The organism is Elusimicrobiota bacterium (genome assembly GCA_016721625.1).
Lineage (GTDB): Bacteria > Elusimicrobiota > Elusimicrobia > FEN-1173 > FEN-1173 > JADKHR01.
The window spans coordinates 2,427,290-2,453,948 of sequence record JADKHR010000001.1 but is presented as its reverse complement, the minus strand read 5'-3'; the positions used below and the strand labels follow the sequence as shown (position 1 = coordinate 2,453,948).

Below are 26,659 nucleotides of genomic sequence, written 5' to 3'. Positions count from 1 at the left end.
CCTTGAAATTAAACCGCCGGGGCGTCGTCCTGGGATTTCTCCCGAGGAGCCAAATTCCCCGCACCCTTATTCTTGGAAACCTTCACCCGCGCCGGCCGGAAGAGAACCCCCTGAAACCGATACCCTTTCTGAAGCACCGAAAGGATCCGCCCCGCCGCCCCATCCTCCTCCACCGTCTCCACGGCTTCCTGCGCATTATGGTCGTAAGGTTCCCCGACGGTAGCGGGGACATCCTCCAAACCTTCTTCTTTCAAAAGCCGTTTAAACTCCCCGTAAAGCATGTCCAGCCCCAACACGATGGACTTGATGTCCGCCGTTCCGTGGGCCGCCGATTCGGCCTGTTCCATCACGTCCATGAGGGACACCAACCGGAGAACAATCTCCTCTTTCCCCCAGCGGCGGGCGTCGGCTTTTTCCCGCTCCATGCGTTTGCGAAAATTATCGAACTCCGCCTTTAAACGGAGGAGCTGATCGTAATAATCCGCCGATTTCAGCTTGGCCTCGTCTAAGGACTGCTTCAAAATATCCAATTCCGAAACTTTCTCCTCAGCCGCCGCTCGGGCCGCCTCGGACATCGCGGTGTCCTTCGATTCACTCATCCGATCCTCCCACCATTCGGTTCAAAGCCCCCGTCACCGCCTGGGCCATTTGGTTCACCAAACTGATCATGCGGGAATACTCCATACGGCGAGGCCCGATGATGCCCAACACACCCACCTGGCGCGTGCCGATGGTGTAGCTGGACGAAATCAAGCTCAAATTCTTTAAATCCGGCGAACGGTTTTCCGACCCGATCTTCACCCGAACCCCCGGGAATCGGGCCGACACCGCCGGCTCCGCCATGTCTTCGCGTATCAAATCTCCCAAGGCGCGCTTTTCGTCCAGCAAATGAACCAGCTGGCGAAGGTCTTCCTGCCCGCTGAAATCCGGCAGGGAAAGAATATTCCCCGCACCTTCCAAATAGATGTCCCCCACGTCGCCGGAAGCGAAGGCCTCCTCGGTGACGTGCCGGGCGAACTCCATCAAATCGATTTGCCGCTGGTGAAGAGCATCGATGTGGTCCAACAACGTCTCCCGCACCCGCCCGAAAGGCTGGCCCCGAAGCCGATCGTTCAGCATCCGCTCCAAGGGTTTCAAAAGTTCCCGGGGATAAGGTCCGTCGAAGGTCACCTGCCGGTGCTTCACCACCCCCGCGTCGCTGACCAGAACCGCCAACAACCGCCGCTCGTCCAAGGGAATCAGCTCCATGTGCTGAAGCCGAGACTGGTCGATCCCCGGCGACGTCACGAACCCCGTGAAGTTTGAGAGAACCGAAAGGGTTTTGGAGGTCGAAAGCATGAGCTCTTCCACCTCCCGAACCCGCGCTTCGTGTTCCCGGCGGATCCGCTCTTCCTCTTTGATGGCCAACTGTTGGAGCTCCACCAAACTGTCCACATAAAATCGATAGGCCTTGTCCGTGGGCACGCGCCCCGCCGAGGTGTGGGGATGGGTCAAAAACCCCTCCCGCTCCAGCTCTCCCATAATGTTCCGGATGGTCGCCGGGGAAAGTTCCAGTTCCTTCCGCCCCGCGATAAAAGCCGACCCCACGGGCTTCCCCGTCTTGATGTATTGGTGGATAACGGCCTGAAGCAACCGCCGCTTCCGCTCTTCCTGCTCAATGGTGGAAAGGGATCTCATTAATTAGCACTCAAACCTTCCGAGTGCTAACAGTATAACACACCCCCGCCCCCCTGTCAAACAAATTCTATCCCACAGGGGGACGCCCTTCACTATTATACTATGCTGGAATGTTCCCCCCGCAGCTTCGTCCTCATCCTTCTTAACCCGAATGATTCACTTGCCCAGGAGATCGACGAATATGCGGTTGGAAAGGCGCCAGCCGAGCCGCGTGGGACCATACCGGTCGCCCTCTTTTAAGAGCAACCCTTCCCGGACGGACCGATAGAGAACGTGGCCATAAAGGGACAGGGCCTCCGCGGAGGGGACCACGCCCTCCTTCAAGCGAAGGGCGAGCATCAGGTTTTCCCCCTCCCGTTGGTCGGGGCCCAGTTGGACGGCTTCGGCGTCGTAGACACCGTTTTTTTCCACCGATTCCATATACGCCGTGAGATCCTCCGTGTTGGTGCGGCGCGTGGTCCCGTCGTACCACGCGGCGGAAACACCGGCGCCCAAACAAGGCTGGTTGCGCCAATAGCGAAGGTTGTGCCGGCATTCAAAACCCGGTCGGGCGAAATTGGAAATTTCGTAGTGGATGAACCCGGCGGTTTCGAGCGCGTTCGCGGCATCCTCATACATATCCGCTTGAAGATCGTCGTCCGCCTGAACACCTGACCGGTGGAAATAGGTGGATTCTTCCACCTGGAGCCCGTAGGTCGACACATGGTCCGGCTCCAACTCCAACACCCGCCCGAGGGTGCGCGCCCACCCCGCCCGGGTTTGTCCCGGAAGCCCGAACATTAAATCGGCGTTTAAGTTGGAGAACCCCGCCGCGCGGGCCGCGCGAAACACGTGTTGGAAATCTTCCCAGGAATGGGTGCGGCCCAAGGCGGCGAGCAAGGAGGGTTCGTCCGATTGAAGCCCGAAACTGAGGCGGTTGATCCCCAACTCCCTCCAAACGGCGAGTTTTTCCGCCGTGACACCGTCGGGGTTGCATTCCAGGGAAGCTTCCCATGGCGGGTCCGTCGAAAAACCCGCCCGCACCCCGGCCATAAGACCCCGCCAGTCGCTGGGCTCCAGAAGGGACGGCGTCCCTCCCCCCACGTAAAACGTGTCCAACATGCGCCCAGGAAATTCCCGCGCCCGTCGCTCGATCTCCCGCGCCAACGCGGCGAGATAGCGAGGAATATCCTTTAAGCGTCCGGGGTAAGCCGCGAAATCACAAAACCGGCATTTGACCGAACAAAAGGGAATATGAAGGTAGAGCCCCGTGGATTTTTCAGGATCGGTTTTCATGGAACCCCTCCGCCGTGCAGGAGAGAGGCTTAATTTCGAGCCACCCCTCTCTACAAAAAAAAGGAAACGTCAGCGGATGATTTTCCAGCGGCGAAAGGGAAGGTAAAGGAGCCAGGCGCGGCCCTTCAGGTTGGCGTCGGGCATGGGCCCCCAGAACCGGGCGTCGTAGGACCGGTCCCGGTTGTCCCCCATCACGAAATAGTTGCCCGGCGGCACAACAATGGGTCCGAAATTGTCCCGCACATTTTCCCCCGCGGGGCTCAGGGAAGCCTTGCGGGCGACCCATATTTCTTGAAATACAGCCGGATCTTTCTTGAATTCATCGGGCCCGGGGATGAGGAAATTGTCTTCCCATTGGGCGTAAGGTTCCACCTGCTGGACACCGTTCACAAACACCCGCTTGTCTTTGATCTCCACGGTATCGCCGGGAAGGGCGATGGCGCGTTTAATGAAATCTTTCCCGTAATGGGGGCTGGTGCGATCCACCGCCGGAAAACGGAAAACCACCACGTCGCCCCGCTGAACCTTTTTCCATCGCAAGACCCGTCGGTTGGTGTAGGGAATTCGCACGCCGTAAATGAACTTGTTGACGAAGAGGTGGTCCCCTTCCAAAAGGGTGCTTCGCATGGACCCAGACGGGATCTTGAAAGCCTGAACCAGGAAAAACATGATCACGGCGGCGAGCAGGATGGCGGAAAATCCGGTGTCCGCCCACTCCTGGCTTTCCCGCAGGAGAACACCGTTTTCCTCCGCCTTCCATTGAAGCCGCGGCCGCCACCCGTTCCCCAGCACGTAGCCGCACGCCCCCAGCCCCAGGATCATCAAGAGCGACGGTTCCGCCCCCCCCGCCCCGCTCAACCAAAACCCGGCCAGCCCCCCCAACCCCGCCAGGAACCCGGACACCGAAGCTTTCGCCACCGGCGCCGAAGCCGTCCGAACCAACTGCCCCGCGGCCAACCCGAGAACCCCCAACCCGCCGATTCCCAGGGCCAGGCCGCCGCGCCCGACCCCCATCACCCCGCCCACGGCCGCCGAGAACACCATGCCCTGGAGGGCCCAAAGACTCTGAATCCCCTCCGGTTTAAGCCGCGTGGGCAGAACCCAGAGGGCGCCCAACAGCCCCCCCGCGGCGGCGCAAGCGACGCCGATGGGCCAGGTCAGCGTGTCTAATTCTTTGTAGGAGGCCAGCAGAAACCCCGCCGCCACCCCGACAAAAGCCCAAAACAGCCCGTTCAACAAGATAACGCCGCGAGGATCCGCCAACCGTTCCTTGCTTTGAAAAAACCGCTTGAACGCGTAGGCATAAATCCCGCTGACGAGCGAAATCCAAAACAGTTTTTCTTCCATGGGTGCCTTTTCCTTTAATCCTTTTTGGCTCCGCCGTCGTCGCGCCGGAGAACGGCGAGGAAGGCTTCCTGCGGAATTTCCACGGCGCCGAACTGGCGCATGCGTTTTTTTCCTTCTTTTTGTTTTTCCAACAGTTTCCGTTTGCGGGAAATGTCGCCGCCGTAACATTTCGCCAAGACGTCTTTGCGCATGGCGCGAACGGATTCCCGGGCGATGATCCGTCCGCCGAGTTTCGCTTGAATGGGGATCTCGAACATCTGGCGGGGATCAGTTCCCGCAACCGTTCGCAAATCTCACGCCCCGGTAGGGAGCCGCGACGGCGGGCACGACGAAGGAGAAGGCGTCCACCTCCTCCTCGTTGATCAAAATGTCCATCCGGAGGAGGTCGCCTACCCGGTAGCCCACGTGCTCGTAATCGAAGGAGGCGTAGCCTTTCGAAATAGATTTCAAAGCGTCGTAGAAATCCACGACGACCTCCGCCAATGGCGTTTCGTATTTCAAAACCACGCGGGTGGGAGTCAAGTAACGCATGTCGACGAACTGGCCGCGCCGGTCTTGGCACAATTGCATGACCGGCCCGACGAATTCAGAGGGGACCACCACGGTCGCCAGAACGTAGGGTTCCTCGATCACGCGGATGTCGCCGTAGGGAGGAAACTTGGCGGGGCTGTCATACTCGGCCGTTTTCCCGTTTTGCGAGGTGACCCGGTAAACCACCGTCGGAGCCGTCACCAGGAGATCCACGTCAAACTCCCGCCGGATCCGCTCCTGAATGATGTCCATGTGGAGGAGCCCCAAAAACCCGCAACGAAACCCAAACCCCAACGCCACGGACGTTTCCGGCTGATGGAAAAACGCGGCGTCCTCCAAATTCAGTTTGTCGATGGCCTTTTTCAAATTCTCGTAGTCGGCCTGGGCGATGGGGTAGAACCCGGCGAAGACGAACGGTTTCATCTCCCGATAGCCCACATGGGGCGTGCTGGTCGGCCTCGCGTGTTCCGTGATGGTGTCGCCCACCTGCACCTGATGAATGTCCTTGATCCCGCAGACCACATAACCGGCTTCGCCGGCCGAAAGCGACCCCGCCTTGACGTATTTGAGTTGCAGGTGCCCCACCTCTTCCACTTCGTTCACAATTCCCCCAGCCATGAACCGCACTTTAAGCCCGGGCTTCAGCACGCCGTCCAGGAGCCGGACGTACACAATGACGCCGCGATAAGAATCGTAAACCGAATCGAAAACCAACGCCGAGAGCGGCTTGTCCGGGTCGCCCACGGGCGGCGGGACGCGTTCGATGATGGCCTGCAAAATTTCAGGCACGCCTTTCCCTTCCTTGGCGCTGGCCGGGAAATAGGGGCCGTCCAACCCCAGAGATTCCCGAAGCTGTTTTTTGACGCCTTCCGGATCCGCCGAGGGAAGGTCGATTTTATTGATGACGGGGATCAGCGTGAGCCCGGCGTCCAAGGCCATTTGAGCGTTGGCGAGGGTCTGGGCCTCGACCCCCTGGCTCGCGTCCACCAGGAGAAGGGCCCCTTCGCAGGCGGCCATGGCGCGGCTCACCTCGGAGGAAAAGTCCACGTGGCCTGGCGTGTCGATCAAATTCAAGAGATACTCTTGTCCCTGAAAGGTCCACGTCATGCGCACGGCTTTGGCCTTGATCGTGATGCCGCGCTCCCGCTCCAGCTCCATCCCGTCCAGGATCTGGGCGCGCATTTCCCGCCGCTGAACGGTGCCGGTGGCCTCCAGCAATCGGTCGGCCAAGGTGCTCTTGCCGTGGTCGATGTGGGCGATAATGGAAAAATTGCGGATGCGCGAAATGTCCATGGAGGGGAAGAAGACCTACCGGTTCCGAAACCGGCGGATGAGGTTTTGAACGTTGTCCCGGGAAGGGTCTTTCATCACGTCCGCCACCAAAGCCTGGCAATCGGAAAATTTGATGTCCCGGATGGCCTTCTTGATTTTAGGCACCATGCCCGGGGAGACAGACAACTCGTCCAGCTCCAACCCCAGCAGGATGACGGTCATCTCCGCGTCCCCGGCCATTTCTCCGCACATGCCCACCCATTTGCCGGCCGCATGGGCGGCTTTCACGGTTTGGTGGATGAGCCGAAGGATCGCCGGATGGAGCGGCTCGTAGAGGTGGGCCACCTCGTCGTTCACCCGGTCCACGGCGAGAGTGTATTGAATGAGGTCGTTAGTCCCGATGGACATAAAATCCGCTTCCTTGGCCAAATAGTCCACCACCAACGCCGCGGAGGGGACCTCGATCATTAAACCGACCTCGATTTTTTCGTCGAAGGCGATGTTCTTCTTGCGAAGTTCTTCCATGCATTCGTCGACGATTTTCCGGGCCGCGCGGAACTCTTCCAGGCCCGACACCATAGGAAACATCACCCGCACTTTCCCATGGGCCGACGCCCGCAGGATGGCCCGAATTTGGGTCCTGAAAATATCCGGGTGCCTCAGGGCCAGGCGAATGCCGCGCAAACCCAAAAACGGGTTCGGTTCGCTTTTGTTCAGTTCCGGGAAACCGAGATCCACCAACTTGTCGCCGCCGATGTCCAAGGTTCGCAGGATCACCGGGTGCGGCAGGACGGATTGGGCCACCTTGGAGTAAAACCGGTAATGGTCTTCCTCGTCCGGCAGGGTCTCCCGGTTCATGTAAAGGAATTCCGTCCGGTAGAGACCCACCCCTTCGGCGCCGTTGGCCAGAAGATTTTTGATCTCGCCGGGGGAATCGATGTTGCCGGCCAAGGTGATCCGACGGCCGTCCAAAGTCTGGGCAGGTTGGTCCCTCAACCGCTCCAAATCCCGGCGTTCGGCGTCCCGAATGTCCCGTTCGCGGCGGTAGTTGTCGACCACGTCCGGCAAGGGGTTCAGGATCACCGTCCCGGTGTGGCCGTCGACGATCATCATGTCGCCGGGGCGGACGTGGCGGGTGATTTCGTGCAGGCCCACCACGGCCGGGATTTCGAGCGAATTGGCGAGGATCGCGGTGTGGCTCGTGCGGCCGCCAATATCGGTGGCGAACCCCTCGGCGAATTGAGCCTTCATGTGGACGGTGTCGGAGGCGGTCAGGTTCCGCGCCACAATGACGGAAGGCTCGTCCAAATCTTCCAAGTCCTGGGGCTCGTGGCCCAATAGGTGGAGGAGGATTTTCCGTCCAACGTCCAAAACGTCGTGGCGCCGCTCGCGGAAATATTCATCCGTGGCCGCCTCCAAGGTTTTGACCGCACCGGAGACCGCCTCGGAAAGCGCGTATTCCGCGTTCACGCGGTTGGCCGTGATGTTCTTCACCACGTCCTTGGAAATAAGAGGATCTTCCAAGATCAACAGGTAGGCTTCGATCAGTCGGGCGTGGGTTTTACCGAGGAGCTTCAAGATCTTTTGTTGGGTGCCGATCATTTCCTTCCGCGTGTCGGCCACGGCCGCGCGGAACCGGGAGACCTCGGCCTTCACGGCTTCCGGCGGTACGTGCCAACGCCCCACCGCCAGGTCCATGTCTTCCAGCACGAAAGCCTTCCCGATGGCGATCCCGGGCGAGGCCGAGACTCCCTTAAAAAAGCGCGTTTCCGGCGGTGTGGCGGCGGTAGCCATGTTTATTCCTCGTGAGCCTGGTCGGTGAAGAATTGGTTCATGCTGTCGATCACGGCCTGCTCGTCGGCGCCTTCCGCCGTGACGGTCAGCTTGGAACCGAACTCGGCGGTCAAGGTCAGGATGCCCATGATGCTTTTGCCGTCCACTTCCTGATCGTCTTTCCGGAGGAGGACGTGGCTCTCGAATTTCTGGAGCGCCGTCACGAGCGCGGCCGCGGGCCGGGCGTGGAGACCCATTTTGTTGAGGACGGTGAACGTGCGCTCGATCACAAGAAAGCCCCGATACCGGCATAGGCCACCGAAGCGGCCGCCACACCCAAAGCCAGGAAAGACGGACGAATGCCCAACCGAAGCGTGCCCCAGAAAACCCCCGTCCAGAGCAGTCCCTGGACGGCCGAAAATCCGGGAGGGGGGGCCAGCGCTCCCCGCAAAACCACGAGGGCCATGGCCCCCAAGGCGAGCAGGGGCAAAAGTCCCTGAATGCGGAACGGGGCCAGATGGCCGACGACGTCTTTCTTCCAACGGTATCCGAGCCACAGGCCGGCGGCCCGCACCCCCAGGTGGAGGCTGTTAAAAAAAATCAGAAAAAGAACCGGCGACCAGATCGCCGATGGGGGACAAAGAGCGCCCATGGCCAGGGTCGCCGCCAAACAGAACGGGAGCCACGTTCCCCAGAAAAAAGCTTCACCCAGGGCCGCGAGAGGGCCCGACATGGCGGACCGCGCGGCGAGAACGCTCTCCACCGCGGTGCCGTCTCCCTCCGAGCGGTCCTCCTCCATCCCGGCCACCACGCCCAGGAGAACTCCCGCGGTATAGGGATGCGTGCTGAAATAACTGGCATGGGAGCGGGCCGCCCGAGCGCGCTCGTCCCGGCGGGAATGAAACCGCCGAAGCGCCGGCCAAAGGCTGTAGACGTATCCCAAATTTTGACCCCGCTGAATGGTCCAAAGCCCCTGAATGATGAAGGAGCGGGCGAAGATCCGGACCAGGTCCCGCCGGTTCAGTTTCACCCGCCGCCTCCCGGAAGCCAAAACCGACGGCCCTTCCCAAGCCGCAAAGACAGCTGGTGCAAAAGGGCGGCCAACCCGAGCGCCGGCCACAGCCGCCAGGCCCGGTCCAGCCCCTCCAGCCAGGGCCCCCGGACCAAGGGAAGAAGAACACCATAGAGGGCCCCGCCCAAGGCCTCTGCCACAAAGAAGACCACCAAACTCTTGAACCCCCAAAGAACCCCCGCGAAAACCAGGCCGTAGCGCAAGGGCCCGGCCAACCCCCGCTCCACCCCTTCCAGGGCTCGCACCGAAAGAATCCGCATCTGCCGCCGCAACCAAATATCCACGCTCCGGCACAACACGGCGAAGGGGATGGAGAGGATCAAGGCGAGGGCCGTCGCCGCCCCAGACACCGACGAGGAGGGCCCTCCCGAGGGACTCAAAAAGGCCCACACGCCGGCCAGGGCCGCCGCCAGACCCACGTCCCACTGGGCCGGCCCCGCGGGAGGGACCACCACCCAAAGGCTTTCCGTGAGCAAGCCCAGGGCGATCCCTTCCGGGACGTGGCCGCAAAGGAACCCCACGAGGCTCGAAAGGATGAGCGGCCGAGAGAGGAGGAACGGGCCCACGGTAAAATGGTCCAAGGAGAGGATCCCGTAGGCGAGCGCGGCGAGGAGCGTAGCCATGTCAGCTTTTCCCGAGGTTCGGAACCAGCTCGCCGAGCGGAACCGAGGAATCCCCGGGAAGCGGGCGGGTATCGAAGGAGAGGCCGCGCTTTAAAAGGCCCGCCAAGAGGGCGCGCTCGGCGGCCGTGAACGCCAGATGGGGCGCCACCATCTCGCGCCCCGGCGCGTCGTGAAGGCCGCCCAGGTTCACCTGGGTGACGGGGGCCCCGGCCTCGACCAAGCGGGCCAGTTCCTCGACGCCGGGAAGAAGAAGCAAAACCCGCTCTTTTTCCCAAAGGTTGTCTTTCAGCACGGCCGCGGCGCGGGCCACCGTTAGCACGTCCACGGCCACGTGGTCCGGCACGGCCAACCGCATGAGTCCGGTCTGAAGGGAGTCGCCGGCGGCGCGGTCGGAGGCCACCACGATCCGCTCGGCTTGAATCACAGGCAACCAGCCGCCCACCACCTGGCCGTGAATCAGCCGGTCATCGACGCGAACGAGGACGAGGTTCATGTCACGCGGGTGGAAGGTGTTCCCGCAATTTTTGGAGCGGCCGTTGGGCGCTCCGGGGAGCGTCGTCCACGAGCTTCTGCGTGAGCTGGGCCAGGGGCATGTAGTGCCGGTTGGCGAGCGCCGTGATGAGCATGGGAAGGCTAACGCCGGTCACGAGTTCGAAATGGAATTGGGGGTCCCGCGCCAAACGCAGGCAGACGTTGCAGGGCGTGCCCCCAACATATCGGATAGGATCAAGGTGCCCGCCTGGGTTTCCAGTTCCAAAAGCGTTTCCCGCAGGCGTTTCTCGAACCCGTCGGGAGCCTCGGACCCGGTCAAACCCAGCACCCGGACATCCGCTTGGGCTCCCACGACGTTTTCCGCGCAGTTCAAGAGTTCCCGTCCCAAACCGCCGTGCGTCACCACCACGATGCCCATCATTGAAATCGCCTCACCGCGCCGCGTCCCGATGATGCACGCGAACGTCGAACCGGCCGTTTTTTCGAATGACCTCGCCCAGAGCTTCCGCCACCGCCACGCTCCGATGCCGGCCCCCCGTGCATCCGACGGCCAAGGTCAGGTAACTCTTCCCCTCCTGGGCGAACCGTTCCAGGAGGAACTCCATCAGCGGAGCCAAGTGCTTCAAAAACTGTTTGGTGAGGGGGTTCTCCATCACGTAGCGGGCCACCAGCGGGCTCAATCCCGTCAAAGGCCGCAGGTGGGCCACGTAGTTCGGGTTCGGCAAAAACCGCACGTCCCAGACCACGTCCGCGTCCATGGGAACCCCGTGCTTGTAGCCGAAGGATTGAACCATCACCGCCATCCCCCGGGGATGTTGCAGGCCCAACGTCTTCAACACCATTTCCTTCACCTCGGGCGGAGCCAGATGAGAGGTGTCGATGGTTTTGTCCGCCAGAACCGCCACATCGTGGAGGATCCGCCGCTCCCGGCGGATGCCGCTGGCCACCGACCCGGCCAGGGGATGGCGGCGGCGTGTTTCCGAATAGCGGCGGAAGAGGGTGGTGTTGTCGGCGTCCATGAAGAGGACCCGCGGCGCGATATTTTGGCGCGTCAGATCTCCGATGGATTTTTTAAAAACCCGGGCCGGAAGCCCCGTGCGCACGTCCACTCCCACGGCGATTTTGGTCAGGCGCTGACCCCAATCGCGATAGAGCCGGATCAAACGGGGAAGCAGGGGAAGCGGAAGGTTATCAACGCAAAAGTAGCCCATGTCCTCCAAGGCCCGCAGGGCCGAGGTTTTGCCCGCGCCGGAAAGACCGGTGACGACCACGCAGTCCATGGGCCGGGCCGACTTTCGAGAGGGGGAGGACCCGCGAATCGCCACGTGAAATTCGGTGTTACGCCCGGCCGGTGTGGCCGGACATTCGCTGGATGAGCCGCTCGTTCAGTTCGCGGGCGGAATGAACGCCCTGTTGCTTCAACCGTTGATTGAGCGCGGCCACTTCGATTAGGGAACCCAGGTTCCGTCCGGGATGGACAGGCACGCGGATTTCCGGAACGGCGACGCCCAGCAGGGTCGTGCTCTTTTCTTCCAGGCCCATGCGGTCGTACTCTTTTTTTTGGTCCCACATCTCGAGATAGACCACCAGTTCAATGAGGGAGCGTTTCAACACGGCGCCCACGCCGAAAATTTTCCAGACGTCGATGATCCCAAGCCCCCGAACTTCCATGTGGTGTTGCACGAGTTGGTGCCCGGACCCCACCAAAATTCCACCCGGCTTGTGGCGGATCTCCACGCGATCGTCGGCCACCAGCATGTGGCTCCGCTTCAAGAGCTCCAGCGCGCACTCCGATTTACCGATGCCGGAGGACCCCAGGATCAAAACCCCCATGCCGTAGACGTTGACGAGCGTGCCGTGCACCGAGGTGCAGGGAGCCAGCCGCTCCTCCAGGTAGGCCGTCAGTTCCCCGATGAAACGGGCGGTTTCCCACTGGGACTGAAAGAGGGGCACCTGGTAGCGGTCGCACTGTTCCACCATTTCCGGAACGGGCTCACGGCCGTGGGTCAGGATGAGGCAGGGGAGCTCGCCGTTGGAGAGGAGCCGGTCGAAGATTTCCATTCGCTGGGCGTTGGAGAGGGTGGAGGAAAAAGCCGATTCGCCCATGCCGAACACCTGGATCCGTTCGCTCCGATAATACTCGAAGAACCCGGCTAAGGTCAGACCGGGGCGGTTGATGTCTGCCGCGCGAATCTGCCGGCGGAACCCGCCCTGGCCGGCCAGGAGAGATAAACGCAGGGCCTCGGCCTGGCTTTTCCAAAGCTCCTCGACGTGGAGGGGCGCGGGTTTTCCCGCGGCCGCGTCGGTGGTCATCAGTATTCGTCTTCCTCGCGGATGATGGTGAGGATTTCCTCGGCGCTCTTGCCGTCTTTCAGGGCTTGGCGGAAGAACTTGTCTTTCAGGAGGCGGGAGACTTTGGCCAAGGCCTTCAGATGGTTCCCCGCCGCGTCGGGCGGCGCCACCAAAAGGAAAATGATGTGGACCGGTTCCCCATCCAAGGATTCGAACTCCACGCCGCGCTTTGAAATTCCCAGCGCCGCCGCCTGTTCCTTGATCGCCGGCGCCTTGCCGTGCGGGATGGCCACCCCCTGCCCGATGCCCGTGGACCCCAGGGCCTCGCGTTCCAAAAGCGTGCGAACCAAGGCGGGAGCGTCGGGAATTTTCTTGGCCTTGGCCAGGAGCGCGCACAGCTCCTCCAACGCCTCTTTTTTGGATTGGGCCGCTAGATCGACGCAAATAGCGGACAACGGAAGAAGTTCGACGAGTTTCATGGGCGCATCCTTGAGGGGGATCAGAGGTTGGGTTCCAGGAGCCCGTAGGTTCCGTCTTGCCGGCGATAGAGAACCCTCACCGCGTCATCCTCGCCCAAGAACAGCAGGAAATCCATATCGGTGTCGCCCAGGGCGCGGGCCGCCTCGGTAACCGAAAGAATCCGCGGGGTCACCCGGCTGATCCGGGTAATGACGGGTTCCTTGGGGGCGGAAGGAAGCGGAAGCGGCCCCGGCCGAGATTTCCCGCCCCGCCGGCCGGTCACCCGGCGATCCTTCTCGCGGGAAAAATGCAACTGCAATTTCTCGACGGCCAAATCGATGGCGGCGTAGAGATCGCCCGCCACTTCTCGGGCGCGAAAATCATGATGGCCTTGGGCGTGGACCACGACCTCGGCGATGTGTCGGTGCTTCTCCACCCCCAGGATCACCTGGGCTCGGAGAACGATCTCGAAATGCCGCGCAATCCGCTCGAGCTTCTTTCGGGCGTGATCGGCCAGGGCCGGGGTCAGTTCGATGTGGCGGGCGGTGATGTGTATTTGCATAGGCCATCCCGTGATTCAGATTTATTTTAAGAGCAATTTATCATTTCCTTCGAGACCCTGTCAATTTTTCAAAAACCCAAAGCCACCACCCCGTTCGCCAAGTCCCTTTCGCTCTTAAAAGCGGTTTCCCTCTCCCGCTAGCGGGAGAGGGCCTATTTCCAACGGAAATGGTTCCTCTCCCCCTCACATCCGAAATTTTTCTCCCAGGTAGAGACGGCGCGCTTCCGCCGAGTTCATCAAATCGTGGGCCCCGCCGTGGACCAGAATGCGGCCGGCGTGGATGATGTAGGCGCGATCGACGATCTCGAGGGTCGCCCGAACGTTGTGGTCGGTGATCAAAAGTCCGAGCCCTTTTTTCTTCAACTGCCCCAACACGTCCTGAATGTCGTTCACCGCCAGCGGGTCGATCCCCACGAACGGTTCGTCCAAAAGGAGATAGCGGGGGTCCGTCACGAGGGCGCGGGCGATTTCCGTCCGGCGTTTCTCCCCGCCGGAAAGAGTGAACGCCATCTGTTTGGCCAACCGCGTCAGCCCCAAATCTTCCAAAAGCCCCTGGCCTTTGGCTTTCCGTTCCTCGGGCAGGAGCGGCAGGTGTTCGAGGATGGCGTTCAGGTTATCTTCCACGGACATATGGCGGAAAATGGACGGTTCCTGGGCCAGATAGCCGAGCCCCGCCCGGGCCCGCATGTACATCGGCAATCCGGAAACGTCGCTCCCTTCGATGGTGATGCGACCCCCGTCCGGACGAACGAGGCCCACGGTCATGTAGAAACTGGTGGTCTTCCCCGCGCCGTTGGGGCCCAGAAGCCCGACGATCTCTCCCGGGTTGACCTCCACGGTCACCCCGTCCACCACCAGGCGGGATCCGTAGGACTTTTTTAAATTCTCAGCGAGCAGGGACACCCGTTTTCCTCTCTTTTCCCTTGATTTCCGATCCCGCGCCGTTCGCGGACTTGCTGGAATCGAACAAAATTTGAGCCCGCACGGCCCGTTCCACCACCAGTCGCCGCGCGGCGGGGTGAAAATTGATGATTTCTCCCCGGAGTTGCCGCCGCTCCGAACCCTGGACCTGGCGGGCGTAAGGCCGGTCCAAACGAGCGGGGGGATCCCCGGGCGGAGGGAGGCCGGGCCATGGACGAAAGGCCCCTTCCAACCGAAACCGGTCCGCCGGTCCATCGTAGTCCGCCCGGTCCGACCACATTTCCGTCACCCGCGGAATCGGAACGTCCTCCGCGCTTTTCACGTACACACCCCCGGCCGCACGGGCCCTTCCCAGGGCGCGGGAGCCGGGCGCCGTGGAAACGGCCACCCGGGCAAAGGAAATCTCCGGCGCTTCCAAGTCCACTTTTCCGCCGGGCGTCGCGCCAGGCCCCAAAGGCGTCCGCCGAGCACGGGCCGGCGGGCTGTTCCCCCACAGGGTTCCCGACGCGACCTCGGAGTCGTAAACGCCCCGCTCTCCCCAAGCTTCCCAGCGAACCCCTTCGCCGGCGTTCTCCTGCCGAAAGTAAACGTGCCCGGTCGCCCGCGACACGTTGGTGGCCTCCTCGGTCACCAGGCGATCCGTCGACAAAAAATCGTCTCCCCGGGTGAGCTTCACGTCCCCCGTGAACTCCACCCGCCCTCCCTTGTCCAACACCCGCACGGACCGGCTCGTGATCACGGCCTTGGGCGCCGCCGTGGAAACCCCCACGTCCGGCCCCCCCGCCGCCGCTTCTCCCGCCACCGCCAAGACCGCAAAAAACAAAAGGCGTCCCGTAAAACCGTTTCTCTCTTCGGCACGCCTCATTTCTTCTTAAACCCGCGCTCGTCTTCTGGGGCGATCTCTCCCCGCTGATGAGTGATCAATAAATCCGAGAGGTCCGACCGCGCCTGCCAGCCGATTCCCGTGACCACCGAACGACCGCGGGTAATGGTCACGGCCGCCGTGGAAATAAACCGTTCGGTGCTCTTCTCGTAGCGCACCCAATCGCTTTCGAGGCGCGCCCCTTCCGTGGACACCATCACCACGCCGCCCCCGGCCCACATGTCTTTGGTTTCCGTGTCCAGCCGGCCCTGGGCCGCCGCCACGGTGGAACCCGGCCGCCCCGCGGAAAAAAAACGGATGCGCGGTTGGGTGAGCTCCACGCGGTGGTCCTTTTCAAAAATATCGGCGTGGGGCGCCCTTAAAGACCACACGCGGGCCAGGGCGGCGTAGGAATCCATCGTGAAGTCGTCCATGGTTTGGTCGGGAGCCTCGACCGTGTCCGGGTACGCGGGCCCCCGCACGGGTCGACAGGCCGCCAAGGCGGCCAGCGCCCCCGCGGCCAGGTTACGGATTCGGACGGCGGTCCGGGTTCTCGAACATTTCAAGCAACGGTCCCATCAAGCCCTGCGCTTCCAACACAAAATCCGCCATTTCCCGCACCGCCCCGTTCCCGCCGGGAGACTTCGTCACCCAGTGGCACACCGCCCGAACCGACGGGTGGGCGTCCGACGGACAAACGGCGAGCCCCGCCCGCCGAAGCGCCGGAAGGTCCACCAAGTCGTCCCCCATGAACACGGTCTGCTCCATCGTCAGTGAGAGCCCCGCCGCGGCCTCCTCCAACGCCCGCCCTTTGTGGTCGCAGTTTTGAAAAAGGGAGGCGACCCCGATTTCTTTCGCGCGGGTCTCCACCTGGAGGGACTTCCGACCCGTGATCCATGCCACCCGAAACCGGTCGCCGAACTTCCGTAAAATGAAGAACGCGATGCGGTCCTTCACATCCCAGCTTTTAACTTCTTCGCCGGAGTCGAGCACGACGATCTTTCCGTCGGTCAAAACGCCGTCCACGTCCATGGCGAACAATCGGATTTTTTTGGCGCGGCGGAGGAGCTCCTTTTGGGAGAGAGCCGACCCTCTCGGCAGTTTTTTAAACAAGGCCTTCATCGAGGAGATCCTTTTCGTCCAGCACGCCCACCGGCCGCCCCCGTCGGTCCACCACGGGGAAGTTATCCAACCCGTATTTTCGGAACAGAGGGGCCACATCGGCGGCCAGGTCGTCCACCCCCACGGTCCGGGGCGACCGCGTCATGACCGCCGAAAGGGTTTTAGACAACAGCGCCGGATCTTTTTGCAAACGCCGCCGCAAATCGCCGTCGGTGAACACCCCCGTCAGGCGGCCCCGACCGTCCACCAGGGAAGCGGCCCCGAGCCGGGTCCGGGTCATCACCGCTAAAGCGTCTTCGACCCGTTTGGACTCCGGCACCAGCGGGTTGTCCGTCCCTTGATGCATCAGTTCCCCCACCCGAAGCGTCAGCCGCTTGCCCAAGGTCCCCGCGGGATGGAGGCGGGCGAAATCTTCCCGGCCGAACCCCCGCATCTCCATGGCCAAGAGCGCCAAGGCGTCGCCCATGGCGAGCATGGCCGTGGTGGAGGCCGTGGGCGTGATATTGAACGGACAGGCCTCGCCCCGCACCGACGTGTTGACGACCAGGTCCGCCGCGCGCCCCAAGGGCGACCGGGGCCGACCCGTCAAGGCGATCAAAAACACTTTCAAATTCCGGAGCGTGCCGAGAATTTTTTTCAGTTCCTCCGTCTCCCCCGAGTGGGAGAGCGCCAGCACCGTGTCTCCCGCCAACACCATCCCCACGTCGCCGTGGAGACCGTCCGTCGGATGGACGAAATAAGCCGCCGTCCCCGTGGAGGAGAGCGTGGCGGCCAGCTTCCGCCCGATCAAACCCGATTTGCCGATCCCCATCACCACCACCCGTCCCCGGGTCCGGATCAACCGCTCGGCGGCCAGAACGAAATGTCGGTCCACATGGGCCACCTGGTCGGCCACGGCGCGCGCTTCGATCCGCAGGGTGCGGCGGGCGCGGTCCGCCCAACGGGCGGCGGAAACAAGGGCGGGTTTCTTCATGGGAACCCTACTTTTTCAGCCAGGGGGTCATTTCGACGGGCACGTCCCGCAACCGGTAGGGCTCCGGAAGACGGGACAACCAACGGTCCACGGCGAAATAGAAGAGGACCAAAAAAAGATAAATCCCCCCCAAGGCCTTCAAGTGCCACCGCCACGTGGGCCGCCAGGGCTCCGACGCTGGAATCGCCGGAGAGGGGATGGACGGCTCGCTCTTGTTTTTCTCTTTTTTCATACCCGCCTCGCTGTCAGACGAAAATGTTTCGAACAAATCCTCGGCGCTTCACCACGCGGTCGATGGCGAGAAGGCGCTTCATCAGTTCCGGCACATGGGCCAGCCGGACGGCGTTGGGTCCGTCGGAAAGGGCTTTTTCCGGGTCGGGATGGACTTCCATGAACACCGCCGCCACGCCCACGGCCACCGCCGCGCGGGCGAGGGGATAAATAAACTCCCGCTGGCCGCCTGACGAGGTCCCTTTTCCTCCCGGCAATTGAACCGAATGCGTCGCGTCAAAAACCACTGGCGCGCCGAACCCTCGCAGAACCTCCAAGCTCCGCATGTCCACCACCAAATTATTGTAACCGAAAGACGCGCCCCGTTCCGTCAAGAGAAGGCGGTCCGACCCGGCCGCCTCCACTTTCCGAACGATGTTCTCCGCGTCCCAGGGGGAAAGGAATTGCCCCTTTTTGACGTTCACCACCCGCCCCGATTTGGCGGCGGATACCACCAGGTCGGTCTGCCGGCAAAGGAACGCGGGGATCTGAAGCACGTCGGCCACCGCGGCCGCGGCCGGGATTTCCTCAACGGAATGGACGTCCGTCACCACTGCCAGGCCTAGTTCCCGTTTCACCTTGGCCAGGATCGCGAGGCCCTCGGCGGGGCCCGGCCCGCGGTAGGAAGCGCTGGAGGATCGGTTGGCTTTGTCGTAGGACGCTTTAAAGAGGAAGGGGATCCGGAGGCGGTGGGCCATGTCCTGCAAGCGGGCCGCTACACGCCGAGTCATCGCTTCGCTTTCCACCACGCAGGTCCCGGCGATCAAGGCGAGGGGCCGGTCGTTGGCGAGGCGGATGGGACCGATGGAAACGGTGCGGCAGGGGTTCGGCATGGGAGTATTATAGCTTAAAAAGAAAAGGACCCTCGCCGGCTAAACCGGCGAGGGTCCTTTCTAACGAAGCCGTTGGTTACAACGGGCGAACGTTGGCGGCCTGCAGGCCTTTGGGGCCTTTGGTCACCTCGAGCTCCACCGCTTGGCCGTCATTGAGGGATTTGTAACCTTCCCCTTGAATGGCCGAGAAGTGAACAAACACGTCCTCCGCACCACCTTCGGGGGTGATAAAACCAAACCCCTTGGATGCGTTGAACCATTTCACTGTACCTTTCATCGAAACATCACCGTCCATGTAAGATAGTTTCTGAAGCGCATTCCACAGCGAACCACACGCAAAAAAAGCCGCGGGGACGTTTGTCCACACGGCCTGTTACGATGATGTTCCACCGACGAACCGGAAGCCAAACTTCAATCTTACGGCCTTCATTATGCCATATCTTCCGAAATTGTCAAGGACTTTTTTTCCCGCGTGTTCTCCTCCCCGGTCCACACTAAAACGTACGGCGAACCAACAGCTCCATGCCCGTCATTCCACGGGGCTCCAACGAAAGCGAATATCCCTTTTTCTCCCCTGCCCTCTCCAAACGGCTCATTTCCCCCGATTTGAAAGCCCCCCACAAAGCCAACCCCAAACCTCCCAGGGAGACGGCCGCGCCGATGAGCATTTTTTGTTGGGACGAATCGAGTTGGTCCTGGGCGGCGGCCCGGCTGGCCTCGTCCGCGCAATAAATGGTTCCCCCCGAATAATCGCACCCGGGCGTGTTCTTCGCGTCAGTCATATCCCCCATGGCCGCCACATAGACCACGCCGCCCGCCACCACAGCCGCCACGCTCCCCCCCAACAACACGTTGCGTTGGGTCCGGACCCCGTTGAACTCTTTTCGCCAAGCCTCCTGGCCCGCCAGGTCCACGGGAGAAACGCCCGCCGCGGGCCCGGCCGACTCCACAACAGGTTTTTCCGCCTCGGCCCGAAGGTCCGCCGCTGAAAAACCAACGAGTTGAACACCAAGAACCACAGCCACTGCAACACGAAACGCATGAGCACTCATAAAAGCCTCCTTAACGAAGATCGGAACCCCCATGGGCCCGTTTCAATACCAATTTGTCTAACTTTTGACGCTCGAAAGATTTACGGACCCTTTCGATACGCCACCCCGCGGATCACAAAATGGTTATCGCCCGGATCATTGGGGTTAGAGTCCGCCTCCACGATATTCAAGATCATCACATGGTCCGCCCCCATGTCGGCGGCCTTGTTTTTGAGAAGGGTGTAAGCCCCTTCGTAGGTTCCCTTCCGGCCAATCACCCCGTTCCCTTCCCCATGGGACGCCGAGATGGGTCCAATTTCTTTGAACCCAGGGCCGGGGTTTTCCTTGCTGACGGTCACCCGTTCAGCCCGTGAATTGAGCTGAACCAACGTTGGCGCACACCCCGCTAAAAGGACCCAGGCTGACACCGCCAAAACAATTCGCATAATCACTCCCTTTGGACAATATTCCCCCTAACGATCCTATAACAAAGACCGAGTGGGATGCTAAAAAATATATTCGGGGCAAAGACCCAGGCCGACAGATAAATTTGCAGCCGAATCGGGAGAATGGATCAAGCTCCTAGAGGCGCCTTTTCGACTTGCGTTTCTTCGGCTTCGGCGCGGGGAGGTTTTTTTCCGTGGCTCGGACCAAGCCGGAAACCCACTCCCGATCGTCGATTCGATCGCCCACCAGAAAATAATTTTTCGCCCCAGGGTAAGGAGGAGCCTCTTCCACATTCCCGCCGAAGGATCGGCCGCCCGCCGTGGGCTTAACGAACAATTGGTTATCGCAAACAAGCGCCACCACTTTCCCGCGGCAGTAAATCGCGTATTCTCCAAACATCTTCCGAAAGGAGATAGGCCCGGCTCCCCGCATCTGATCGCAGACAAAATCAACGAATTCCTGGTCCGATGCCATTTCCCCCCCAGGCGCCACCCGACAGTTCCCCCAAGCTACTCATTTGAGGTCTCAAAGATATAAAACTTTTCAACGGGTTCTAAAGAAAAACCAAAGGGTCGCGGCCCCCAAATCGACCCATAAAACCCCGCCTTGGATCCAAGCAAGCGAAAGGGAAGTCCGCGAGGGGCCGAGAAAGTTCCCAGGACGGCGGCCCCCTGTGTGTTCGGCCAAAAAACCTTTGGTAACCGTCGCGCGGGAAGAAGGAGGCGCCCCCCTGGCGGGATATCTTCCCCCGGCTTCAACGGCCTCCACCCGGCCTTGGCTCCGTAATAAGGAAGGCCGGACAGAGTGGCCGCTGGGAAAAACCACTGGACAGAAGTGTCACGTCCAAATTTCTTCTGAACCTCTTTTATCGCCCAGGGATCCACCGCGGCCTGCTGAAAATTAGCCGCCGCCAAACATCCGCCATAGACGATCAACCCCCAAAGGGCGGAACGGCCAATTTTCCCCCAAAACCGCCAGGATTCAAGAACTTGAAGTGAAAGCAGGACCAACGGTATTCCAATGACCACAAGGTAACGGGCGCAAACCCATCCCCTGGCGGCCCACAAACCGACGACACCGAGGAGAATCCATGAACGCAACCACCCCTCTCCGGGCGCCCTGTCGGCGTCGGGAGCCGCCGGCCAAAGGGCGACGACGAAAAGGGAGGCGAGGGCACAGAGCCCGAAGGTGGTAATCATGTCGGTGAACGGCGCCAAAATCCCCGCCGCCAGGAAGGCCCCGAGGGCTCCCACGCGCGCCGGTTTATTCGTCAAAAGATTTTTGATGCCGGCCAGAGCGAGAATGGGTGTCGTCGCCGTCGCAAACGCGGCGAGCGTCACCCACCGATCCCCACCGTGAAAAGAGAGGCTTCCCCGCGCCACGGCCAGAAAGTGGGACTCCCCGTAAAAGGACCGCGACCACAAAAACCAACCCACGCCCATTCCCACGGGAATGGACAACCAAAGGGATTTCCCGTGGAACCGCCGTTTGGACCAAAGGAGGATCCAGATCAGCGAAACAGCGATGGAAATCAATCCCGTGTATTTCACCAAAAAGCTTAACCCTTGGAAGAAAGCGCCGCCCGCGAGCAAAAGATCCGAATCCCTTTCCCACCCTTCCACCCACAGGCAAATTCCGATGGACACCAGGGACGCCAACATGGCGTCCACCAAAAGGGAATTGGTGGTCAGCCAGACATGAGGAGAAACCAACCAAACGAGCGAGGCCAAGAAGGGGCGTCGAACAAACCGCCGGGCCAAAAAATAAACCGAAAACACGCCCGCCAAGTGCAGGGGAAACAACGCCAACCGAACAACGGAAACCTCATCCCCCAACAAACGAATCAGCCCCCCGACGGCCATGAGGTACACGGGCCCGTTGGCCTCCCCCGGAATTTGACCTTTCACCCACCCCAATCCACCCGCCGTCTTAGAATAGGGCCCACCCCCCGTCCAGGCGATTCTCTCGGCCTGCTCAAAGTGGGCGTGGTCGTCCACGAATAGGGCTTGCCGGAAAAATGGAAAGAGAGCCAACCCTGCCGCCAAAAAGAGTCCCGCCAAGGGCCCCCCATGGCGTTTAACCCGCTCTCGTCCCTGGTCACCCCAGAACAGGAGTCCTCCCTCGTCCCACCTTCTTATCAAACCTTGAAATAAACGTGCATTTACGGCAAAGGTCTTCGACCAAATTTCCCCTTTGGAATCCTTGACGGAGAGCCCTGGCCCGGGGGCTATCAATGATTTCATCGATATTTTGCGTATCCGCATTCCCTAAACCGATGACACCGTCTTTATCCAAACAACACGGCACCACCGTCCCGTCGGCCAGAATCCCGATATGGGAAGACAAGCCGTAGCAAAACCCCCGGGCGCTTCTGACGGGCTGGTCGAGGTGGGGCCATTGGAACCGGCTGTCAAAATGCAAAAACACCCGGCCCTTTAAATGGACGCTCTTCTTCCATCGAACATCGGCCTTCTTTTGGATTTCAACATGAAGGCCCTGTTTTATTTTCTGGAGCAAGAGGTCATTGGACCCCTGGGCCCCCTCCGCGCCCTCATTCCAAAGCCGATAGTTGATGTAGAGGTCCGAACGTTCCCGCAGGGCTCTCTCGGTAAAATCAAAAATGTTTTGAAGATATTCCGAATGGTCCCGATGCGGAAAATTGGCCTCAAAACTCTGAAGCGAGAAATTGATTTGTTTCACAGCGGAATTTAAAAGGGCCTCCGTTCGTTGGCGATCAAGCAAAAGACCGTTGGTCGTTATATTGAGGCGAACGCCGACAGTGCGGCAGAAAGCCACATAAGAATCGAATTCCGGGTGGAGGAGGGGTTCCCCCATCAAATGAAAGCACACCTCTTCTGTGAGCGGGGCCACCGCTCTAACAACCTTTTCAAATAATTCCCGCCCCATAAATGTTTTATCCCTGACCACCTCAGGACAAAAGGGACATTTCAACTGACAAACGTTCCCAATCTCAACGTATACTTTCTTAAACGCGGGGAAATCGGGAAGAAGTTTCAATGAAGGCCAAAAACAGCTAAACCAGGGCAGGCTCCAAAAAGAAGGGGCCGGGAAGCCCTGTCTGAAATGTTGAAGAGCAAAACCAATTATTCCGAAATCAAATCGATGCCGGACACTTCGACATATTGGCCCTCATCGAAGACATAAGTCCCATACATTCCAGGTTTGGCGCCACCGTGGCCATAGGCTTGAATGACCAGGTGCCCCTGAATCTTCATTGAGCTGACAACCAACGGATCACCGATGACTGTCCCGATTGATTTATTGGATGACCCATCCATGATTTCGTAAGGACAAGTTTCGGCGCCGCACAAGGGTTTATTTGCCTGAATAATATAATCATTAATTCTATCCCCATTCAAATCCAGGACAAAACCGACGATGGCGTCGGAATGTTTATAGCCAAGCAAAGCGCGTAGGCCTTTTTCGATTTTCGGGGTTGGGGGTCCAATGGGACAAGCCTCGTCCCTGTCAATTCGAAGCACATACTCGGCTCCTTGAGCAGGAGCCACAACGCTAAAGCAAAACAGAAGCAACCAGAGGGACACTCGCATCATTTCTCCTAGGCCAACATGAAAGTCTAGCGGGCGGCCGCCGCGAGGCCATTCCATGGTGGCGGTGGGTGGGGGATCAAGGAGCCCCCGTGAGATTTGGGGCCTGAAGCTTGGCATTAGGCTCCGGCATAACGAGTCTGTAGAAAAACCCCCAACCGGTAATTTCAAATTCCGAATTCAGGGTTGAAACACCTTACGACACTTCAAATCGTTCGTCCCGGATCGTCTATGTGATCCGGTTTTTCTCTGTTTTCGCCCATTTTCCGAGCATAGGAGCTTTTCTACAGCTTTAACGAAAATTACTAGGTTTGGCGGCCGAAGGCCGGCAGGGTAACGTCCGGCTGAGCGAATGGTTGGGCGAGGTGATTATTTCAAAAGCAATGTTCATGGCCTCAAAACGATCCGTAAATTCAATTCCTTCCTCACGGAGTTTATGCATGAGGATTTCGTGGTGCTTGGATCGAAGTACATTTATTTCCTCTTTTGAAACATGTTCGGTCCCGGGAATATTTTCTTCTGTTCGGACCAAGTCGGTGTAGATTTGAGCGATTTCAAGCAGACTCATAATTCCTCATTGGCAATTCGAAAAGCGATCCTGGTTGCATGTTCTCGGTCTTTGTATTTAATTCCCTGAGCTTTAAGCAATTCAATGAAATTCCAATGAGCCTCAGCTCTCTTTTCTTCAAGTCAAGAACTTGAAGTTTTAGGGGATCCCTCGTTTTTTCAATCCGTTCAACCAGATCAATATATTCTTTGGCCGCACGAAATAGATTTCCCTTCATTGTATCTCCATTCAATCATTCCATTTGCCGGCCTAACGGCTAAGCTCAGCGGCGGCCGGGGTGTGGCCGTCCGCTCGAGCGATTTGTTGGGCGCCTATGCGTGTGCATGTTTAAGTTCAGTTTGAAGTCTCTCTGCCAGATACATTTTCAAGAGAGACTGATATGGAACGTCTTTCTTGTTGGCTAGAAGCCTAAGCTCTTCAAACATTGATTCAGGAAGACGAATAGATATTGACCTAACAGACGGTTTCAAATTAGGCAGAGTAACTCTACGAGCCTTCTTCCAGTCGATGTAATTAGAAGAGTCATGAGAAGCCCAAAAAGTCAGTTCCTCTGATTCGTTCTTAAACTTAGGGATTTTGTTTTTCATGGTATTTGTAGTCCTCCCGCTCTCTGTTGCTCATGTCCCGCACCGATATTGCGCGGATTAAGTGCCCGCGGATGGTAAAAACGATGAAAAGGAGTCTGCCGGCATCCGTTTGTCCGAGCGCATAGAACCTAATCTCGTCTTTTGAATGTCTCTCATCGTTGTCGACAATAAATGGCCGATTAAAGAAAGGCTGTTCGCATTCGGATGGGGTGACTTTGTGCTTGTCCCATATTTTGCTCGTGTTCCATTTATCCCAATTAAAACCTGTGCACTTCGCTAAGTGATCGTAGACGTCAGCCATTGGATAAGTATATATTGGTAATATACTTTAGTCAAGGGTGCCCAACGGCTAAGCTCAGCGGCGGCCGGTGTGTGGCCGTCCGCTGGAGCGCTTTGTTGGGGCCAGTTGGTAGCGGTGCGAATACTCTCTGAGAACTTCCCGCATCATTCGTTGATATTTCAGGCCGGCACTATGAGCCCTTTGGCGGAAGAAGTTCACGCTGTCCCTATCCACAATCAAAGTCACCTTAATGCCTTCCCTCTTCGGGAAAAGCTCTTCCGGAGGAGGCAAAAAGTCGGGAATGACATGAAGTCTCCCCATGGGTTCATCGGTGTAAATTGGCTTTTTCATATGCTTTCCTCCCCTTTCTCCAATAACCAGCGCCGAAGATTCGAACGCATTTTCCCCGAAAAGTAAATCGAACCGTGATAACACGCCCATGGATGGAACCAACACAGAAAAGTCGTTCCTCGTCCTTGGAATGTCGGTCATCCCTGGCAATGATACGCCGGGGATCTGCGAAGACCTCAGTGGCATCGTGAAAGCCAAGCCCATGCCTCTGAACATTGGCCTTTTCTTTCAAGGCATTCCAAACGAAGGACCCATACCGACCGCCGCCGCTCATTGGCCTATTGTATCACGAATATGGTTTGTTTACCATATTGCTGTGATGGGCCCAACGTGAAGATCACCGGCGCCCCATGTTGGCGTCCATTGGAGCGCCGGGTTGGGGCCAACTATTTCGGCGGTAACTGGTAATACCATAGCCCATCAACTTCCTTTCGAACGAGAAATCCTTTGAGATTGTTACCGACGATTCCGGTTGGCTCAGCATCGCTTATGCAGGCCAAATATCCATGACCTTGACCGAAACGTGGAAGCAAAATATCCACACATGAACCGTCCGAGAGAACTGATATGGGGGACAAGATTCTGATCGAGGGAGGTAAATCTTTGGGGGTCAGGAACCTCAGCCCGTCGCTCGAAATATTTGAGGTGGGTTTATACTTATCGAGATGCTCCATCACATAACGACAATCGATCACGAGTTGAGAGCGGTCAATATTCGGTCTGGCAGATTGACAGCCCAAACATAGAAAGAGGACAACCGCTGGAAGCCGAAGCGGCAAAACTATATTCATGGTTTAGGCCCCAACGTAAAGGTCAGCGGCGCCCGCTGTTGGCGTCCGCTGGAACGATGGGTTGGGCCGTGTGTCTTCAAGAGCGAAAGTTAAAAGAATCCAAGAATCGCACAAACATCTTTTCAGGGCCTTTTCCATCGGCCAACGGGTGCGGATCTCCGCCCAGCCAGCTTTGAAACAACTGAATTCGCCAGCAAGCCTTATTCCGATTCCCTGTGTAACCCAAGAGGCTCATTCCATGGTTCATGCCGGCTTCCGCATCATCGTATCTTTCGAACAATGAACCTCCGATTATTTTTGTAGGAGGAAATTTTAAAAATTGACTTTCGCTCTTGGAGGTGCGACCTGAACAATCCGTATCAGAGGATTTCCAAATACTTAATTCCACATAGTCGGAAGATTTTTTTAACGGTTTTGAAGAGATCTTTATAAGTTTTTCTCCAGGGGGATTCCCCAAATTGGGATCACCCCACCAGTCTTCTGTAACCGCTAGATGCCCCTTGGAAAGAATGTAGTCACTTGGGAACGCAAAAGAGAAACCATTGGCACTGTCGACATATTGCTGCCAATCCGCTCTTTCTGCGGCCCACGATAATGCCGAACAAAAATGCAGGAACGGAAGTAAAATTAAAAAGATTCGCGACGACGATTGTCTATTCATTATCAGGCCCAACAATTA

General features: G+C 59.0%; 33 protein-coding genes and 1 pseudogene. All 34 read right to left on the bottom strand.

Annotation, left to right across the window (positions count from 1 at the left end; translation table 11 throughout):
* Positions 1–8 precede the first annotated feature (8 nt).
* On the bottom strand, positions 9–599 hold the full coding sequence (locus tag IPP35_10730; GenBank protein ID MBL0059558.1) for a nucleotide exchange factor GrpE: 591 nt from the start codon (positions 597–599) through the stop codon (positions 9–11).
* Positions 592–1,677 (bottom strand): heat-inducible transcription repressor HrcA, encoded by a 1,086-nt coding sequence (gene hrcA, locus IPP35_10725; GenBank protein ID MBL0059557.1) that lies wholly within the window; start codon positions 1,675–1,677, stop codon positions 592–594. Before hrcA ends, IPP35_10730 begins: the two co-directional genes overlap by 8 nt.
* A gap of 156 nt (positions 1,678–1,833) precedes the next feature.
* Positions 1,834–2,952 (bottom strand): radical SAM family heme chaperone HemW, encoded by a 1,119-nt coding sequence (gene hemW, locus IPP35_10720; protein ID MBL0059556.1) that lies wholly within the window; start codon positions 2,950–2,952, stop codon positions 1,834–1,836.
* A 69-nt stretch (positions 2,953–3,021) separates the two neighbouring features.
* Entirely contained in the window at positions 3,022–3,774 is a 753-nt protein-coding gene (gene lepB / locus IPP35_10715) for a signal peptidase I (GenBank protein ID MBL0059555.1), read from the bottom strand.
* A gap of 539 nt (positions 3,775–4,313) precedes the next feature.
* A pseudogene (gene lepA, locus IPP35_10710) lies at positions 4,314–6,123 on the bottom strand (elongation factor 4).
* Between the two features lie 15 nt (positions 6,124–6,138).
* Complete coding sequence (gene ptsP / locus IPP35_10705) at positions 6,139–7,896, bottom strand: phosphoenolpyruvate--protein phosphotransferase (protein ID MBL0059554.1); 1,758 nt, start codon at positions 7,894–7,896, stop codon at positions 6,139–6,141.
* A 2-nt stretch (positions 7,897–7,898) separates the two neighbouring features.
* Positions 7,899–8,165 carry an HPr family phosphocarrier protein gene (locus IPP35_10700; GenBank protein MBL0059553.1) on the bottom strand — a complete coding sequence of 89 codons (267 nt, stop codon included), beginning with the start codon at positions 8,163–8,165 and terminating at the stop codon, positions 7,899–7,901.
* Complete coding sequence (locus IPP35_10695; GenBank protein ID MBL0059552.1) at positions 8,162–8,905, bottom strand: PTS mannose/fructose/sorbose transporter family subunit IID; 744 nt, start codon at positions 8,903–8,905, stop codon at positions 8,162–8,164. Before IPP35_10695 ends, IPP35_10700 begins: the two co-directional genes overlap by 4 nt.
* Entirely contained in the window at positions 8,902–9,570 is a 669-nt protein-coding gene (locus tag IPP35_10690) for a PTS sugar transporter subunit IIC (GenBank protein ID MBL0059551.1), read from the bottom strand. Before IPP35_10690 ends, IPP35_10695 begins: the two co-directional genes overlap by 4 nt.
* A 1-nt stretch (position 9,571) precedes the next feature.
* Positions 9,572–10,063 carry a PTS sugar transporter subunit IIB gene (locus IPP35_10685; protein ID MBL0059550.1) on the bottom strand — a complete coding sequence of 164 codons (492 nt, stop codon included), beginning with the start codon at positions 10,061–10,063 and terminating at the stop codon, positions 9,572–9,574.
* A 150-nt stretch (positions 10,064–10,213) separates the two neighbouring features.
* Entirely contained in the window at positions 10,214–10,483 is a 270-nt protein-coding gene (locus tag IPP35_10680; protein ID MBL0059549.1) for a hypothetical protein, read from the bottom strand.
* A gap of 10 nt (positions 10,484–10,493) precedes the next feature.
* Complete coding sequence (rapZ, locus tag IPP35_10675) at positions 10,494–11,342, bottom strand: RNase adapter RapZ (protein ID MBL0059548.1); 849 nt, start codon at positions 11,340–11,342, stop codon at positions 10,494–10,496.
* 58 nt (positions 11,343–11,400) lie between these two features.
* The gene (gene hprK / locus IPP35_10670; protein MBL0059547.1) at positions 11,401–12,375 is read right to left on the bottom strand and encodes an HPr(Ser) kinase/phosphatase; all 975 of its coding nucleotides are present in this window, start codon (positions 12,373–12,375) and stop codon (positions 11,401–11,403) included.
* Positions 12,375–12,833 carry a PTS sugar transporter subunit IIA gene (locus IPP35_10665; protein MBL0059546.1) on the bottom strand — a complete coding sequence of 153 codons (459 nt, stop codon included), beginning with the start codon at positions 12,831–12,833 and terminating at the stop codon, positions 12,375–12,377. Before IPP35_10665 ends, hprK begins: the two co-directional genes overlap by 1 nt.
* 20 nt (positions 12,834–12,853) lie before the next feature.
* Positions 12,854–13,375: a ribosome-associated translation inhibitor RaiA gene (gene raiA, locus IPP35_10660; GenBank protein ID MBL0059545.1), complete on the bottom strand. Its 522-nt coding sequence runs from the start codon at positions 13,373–13,375 to the stop codon at positions 12,854–12,856.
* Between the two features lie 183 nt (positions 13,376–13,558).
* Complete coding sequence (gene lptB / locus IPP35_10655; GenBank protein MBL0059544.1) at positions 13,559–14,551, bottom strand: LPS export ABC transporter ATP-binding protein; 993 nt, start codon at positions 14,549–14,551, stop codon at positions 13,559–13,561.
* A gap of 606 nt (positions 14,552–15,157) precedes the next feature.
* Positions 15,158–15,724, bottom strand: a complete 567-nt coding sequence (gene lptC / locus IPP35_10650; protein ID MBL0059543.1) for an LPS export ABC transporter periplasmic protein LptC — start codon at positions 15,722–15,724, stop codon at positions 15,158–15,160.
* A complete protein-coding gene (locus IPP35_10645) occupies positions 15,684–16,280 on the bottom strand; it encodes an HAD hydrolase family protein (protein MBL0059542.1) in 597 nt (198 codons plus the stop codon). The genes lptC and IPP35_10645 overlap by 41 nt, the downstream gene beginning before the upstream one ends.
* Positions 16,264–17,253 carry a KpsF/GutQ family sugar-phosphate isomerase gene (locus tag IPP35_10640; GenBank protein MBL0059541.1) on the bottom strand — a complete coding sequence of 330 codons (990 nt, stop codon included), beginning with the start codon at positions 17,251–17,253 and terminating at the stop codon, positions 16,264–16,266. The genes IPP35_10645 and IPP35_10640 overlap by 17 nt, the downstream gene beginning before the upstream one ends.
* 7 nt (positions 17,254–17,260) lie before the next feature.
* Positions 17,261–17,485 (bottom strand): hypothetical protein, encoded by a 225-nt coding sequence (locus IPP35_10635; GenBank protein ID MBL0059540.1) that lies wholly within the window; start codon positions 17,483–17,485, stop codon positions 17,261–17,263.
* A 13-nt stretch (positions 17,486–17,498) separates the two neighbouring features.
* Positions 17,499–18,356: a 3-deoxy-8-phosphooctulonate synthase gene (kdsA, locus tag IPP35_10630; GenBank protein MBL0059539.1), complete on the bottom strand. Its 858-nt coding sequence runs from the start codon at positions 18,354–18,356 to the stop codon at positions 17,499–17,501.
* A gap of 76 nt (positions 18,357–18,432) precedes the next feature.
* On the bottom strand, positions 18,433–18,633 hold the full coding sequence (locus IPP35_10625; GenBank protein ID MBL0059538.1) for a cold-shock protein: 201 nt from the start codon (positions 18,631–18,633) through the stop codon (positions 18,433–18,435).
* A 217-nt stretch (positions 18,634–18,850) separates the two neighbouring features.
* Positions 18,851–19,408, bottom strand: coding sequence for a hypothetical protein (locus IPP35_10620; GenBank protein ID MBL0059537.1), 558 nt, complete (start codon positions 19,406–19,408; stop codon positions 18,851–18,853).
* An 80-nt stretch (positions 19,409–19,488) separates the two neighbouring features.
* Complete coding sequence (locus IPP35_10615) at positions 19,489–19,833, bottom strand: DUF4156 domain-containing protein (GenBank protein MBL0059536.1); 345 nt, start codon at positions 19,831–19,833, stop codon at positions 19,489–19,491.
* A gap of 136 nt (positions 19,834–19,969) precedes the next feature.
* On the bottom strand, positions 19,970–20,308 hold the full coding sequence (locus tag IPP35_10610; GenBank protein MBL0059535.1) for a TfoX/Sxy family protein: 339 nt from the start codon (positions 20,306–20,308) through the stop codon (positions 19,970–19,972).
* 35 nt (positions 20,309–20,343) lie between these two features.
* Positions 20,344–21,894, bottom strand: a complete 1,551-nt coding sequence (locus IPP35_10605) for a glycosyltransferase family 39 protein (protein MBL0059534.1) — start codon at positions 21,892–21,894, stop codon at positions 20,344–20,346.
* A 37-nt stretch (positions 21,895–21,931) separates the two neighbouring features.
* Positions 21,932–22,786 (bottom strand): SPASM domain-containing protein, encoded by an 855-nt coding sequence (locus IPP35_10600; protein ID MBL0059533.1) that lies wholly within the window; start codon positions 22,784–22,786, stop codon positions 21,932–21,934.
* 152 nt (positions 22,787–22,938) lie between these two features.
* Positions 22,939–23,400, bottom strand: a complete 462-nt coding sequence (locus tag IPP35_10595) for a hypothetical protein (protein MBL0059532.1) — start codon at positions 23,398–23,400, stop codon at positions 22,939–22,941.
* A gap of 295 nt (positions 23,401–23,695) precedes the next feature.
* Positions 23,696–23,971, bottom strand: a complete 276-nt coding sequence (locus IPP35_10590) for a hypothetical protein (protein MBL0059531.1) — start codon at positions 23,969–23,971, stop codon at positions 23,696–23,698.
* A 311-nt stretch (positions 23,972–24,282) separates the two neighbouring features.
* Positions 24,283–24,558, bottom strand: coding sequence for a BrnA antitoxin family protein (locus IPP35_10585; protein MBL0059530.1), 276 nt, complete (start codon positions 24,556–24,558; stop codon positions 24,283–24,285).
* Complete coding sequence (locus IPP35_10580) at positions 24,539–24,859, bottom strand: BrnT family toxin (protein MBL0059529.1); 321 nt, start codon at positions 24,857–24,859, stop codon at positions 24,539–24,541. Before IPP35_10580 ends, IPP35_10585 begins: the two co-directional genes overlap by 20 nt.
* Positions 24,860–24,913: 54 nt before the next feature.
* Positions 24,914–25,189, bottom strand: coding sequence for a CopG family transcriptional regulator (locus IPP35_10575; GenBank protein MBL0059528.1), 276 nt, complete (start codon positions 25,187–25,189; stop codon positions 24,914–24,916).
* Positions 25,164–25,463: a BrnT family toxin gene (locus IPP35_10570; GenBank protein MBL0059527.1), complete on the bottom strand. Its 300-nt coding sequence runs from the start codon at positions 25,461–25,463 to the stop codon at positions 25,164–25,166. Before IPP35_10570 ends, IPP35_10575 begins: the two co-directional genes overlap by 26 nt.
* A gap of 593 nt (positions 25,464–26,056) precedes the next feature.
* Complete coding sequence (locus IPP35_10565) at positions 26,057–26,641, bottom strand: hypothetical protein (GenBank protein ID MBL0059526.1); 585 nt, start codon at positions 26,639–26,641, stop codon at positions 26,057–26,059.
* Between the last annotated feature and the right edge of the window lie 18 nt (positions 26,642–26,659).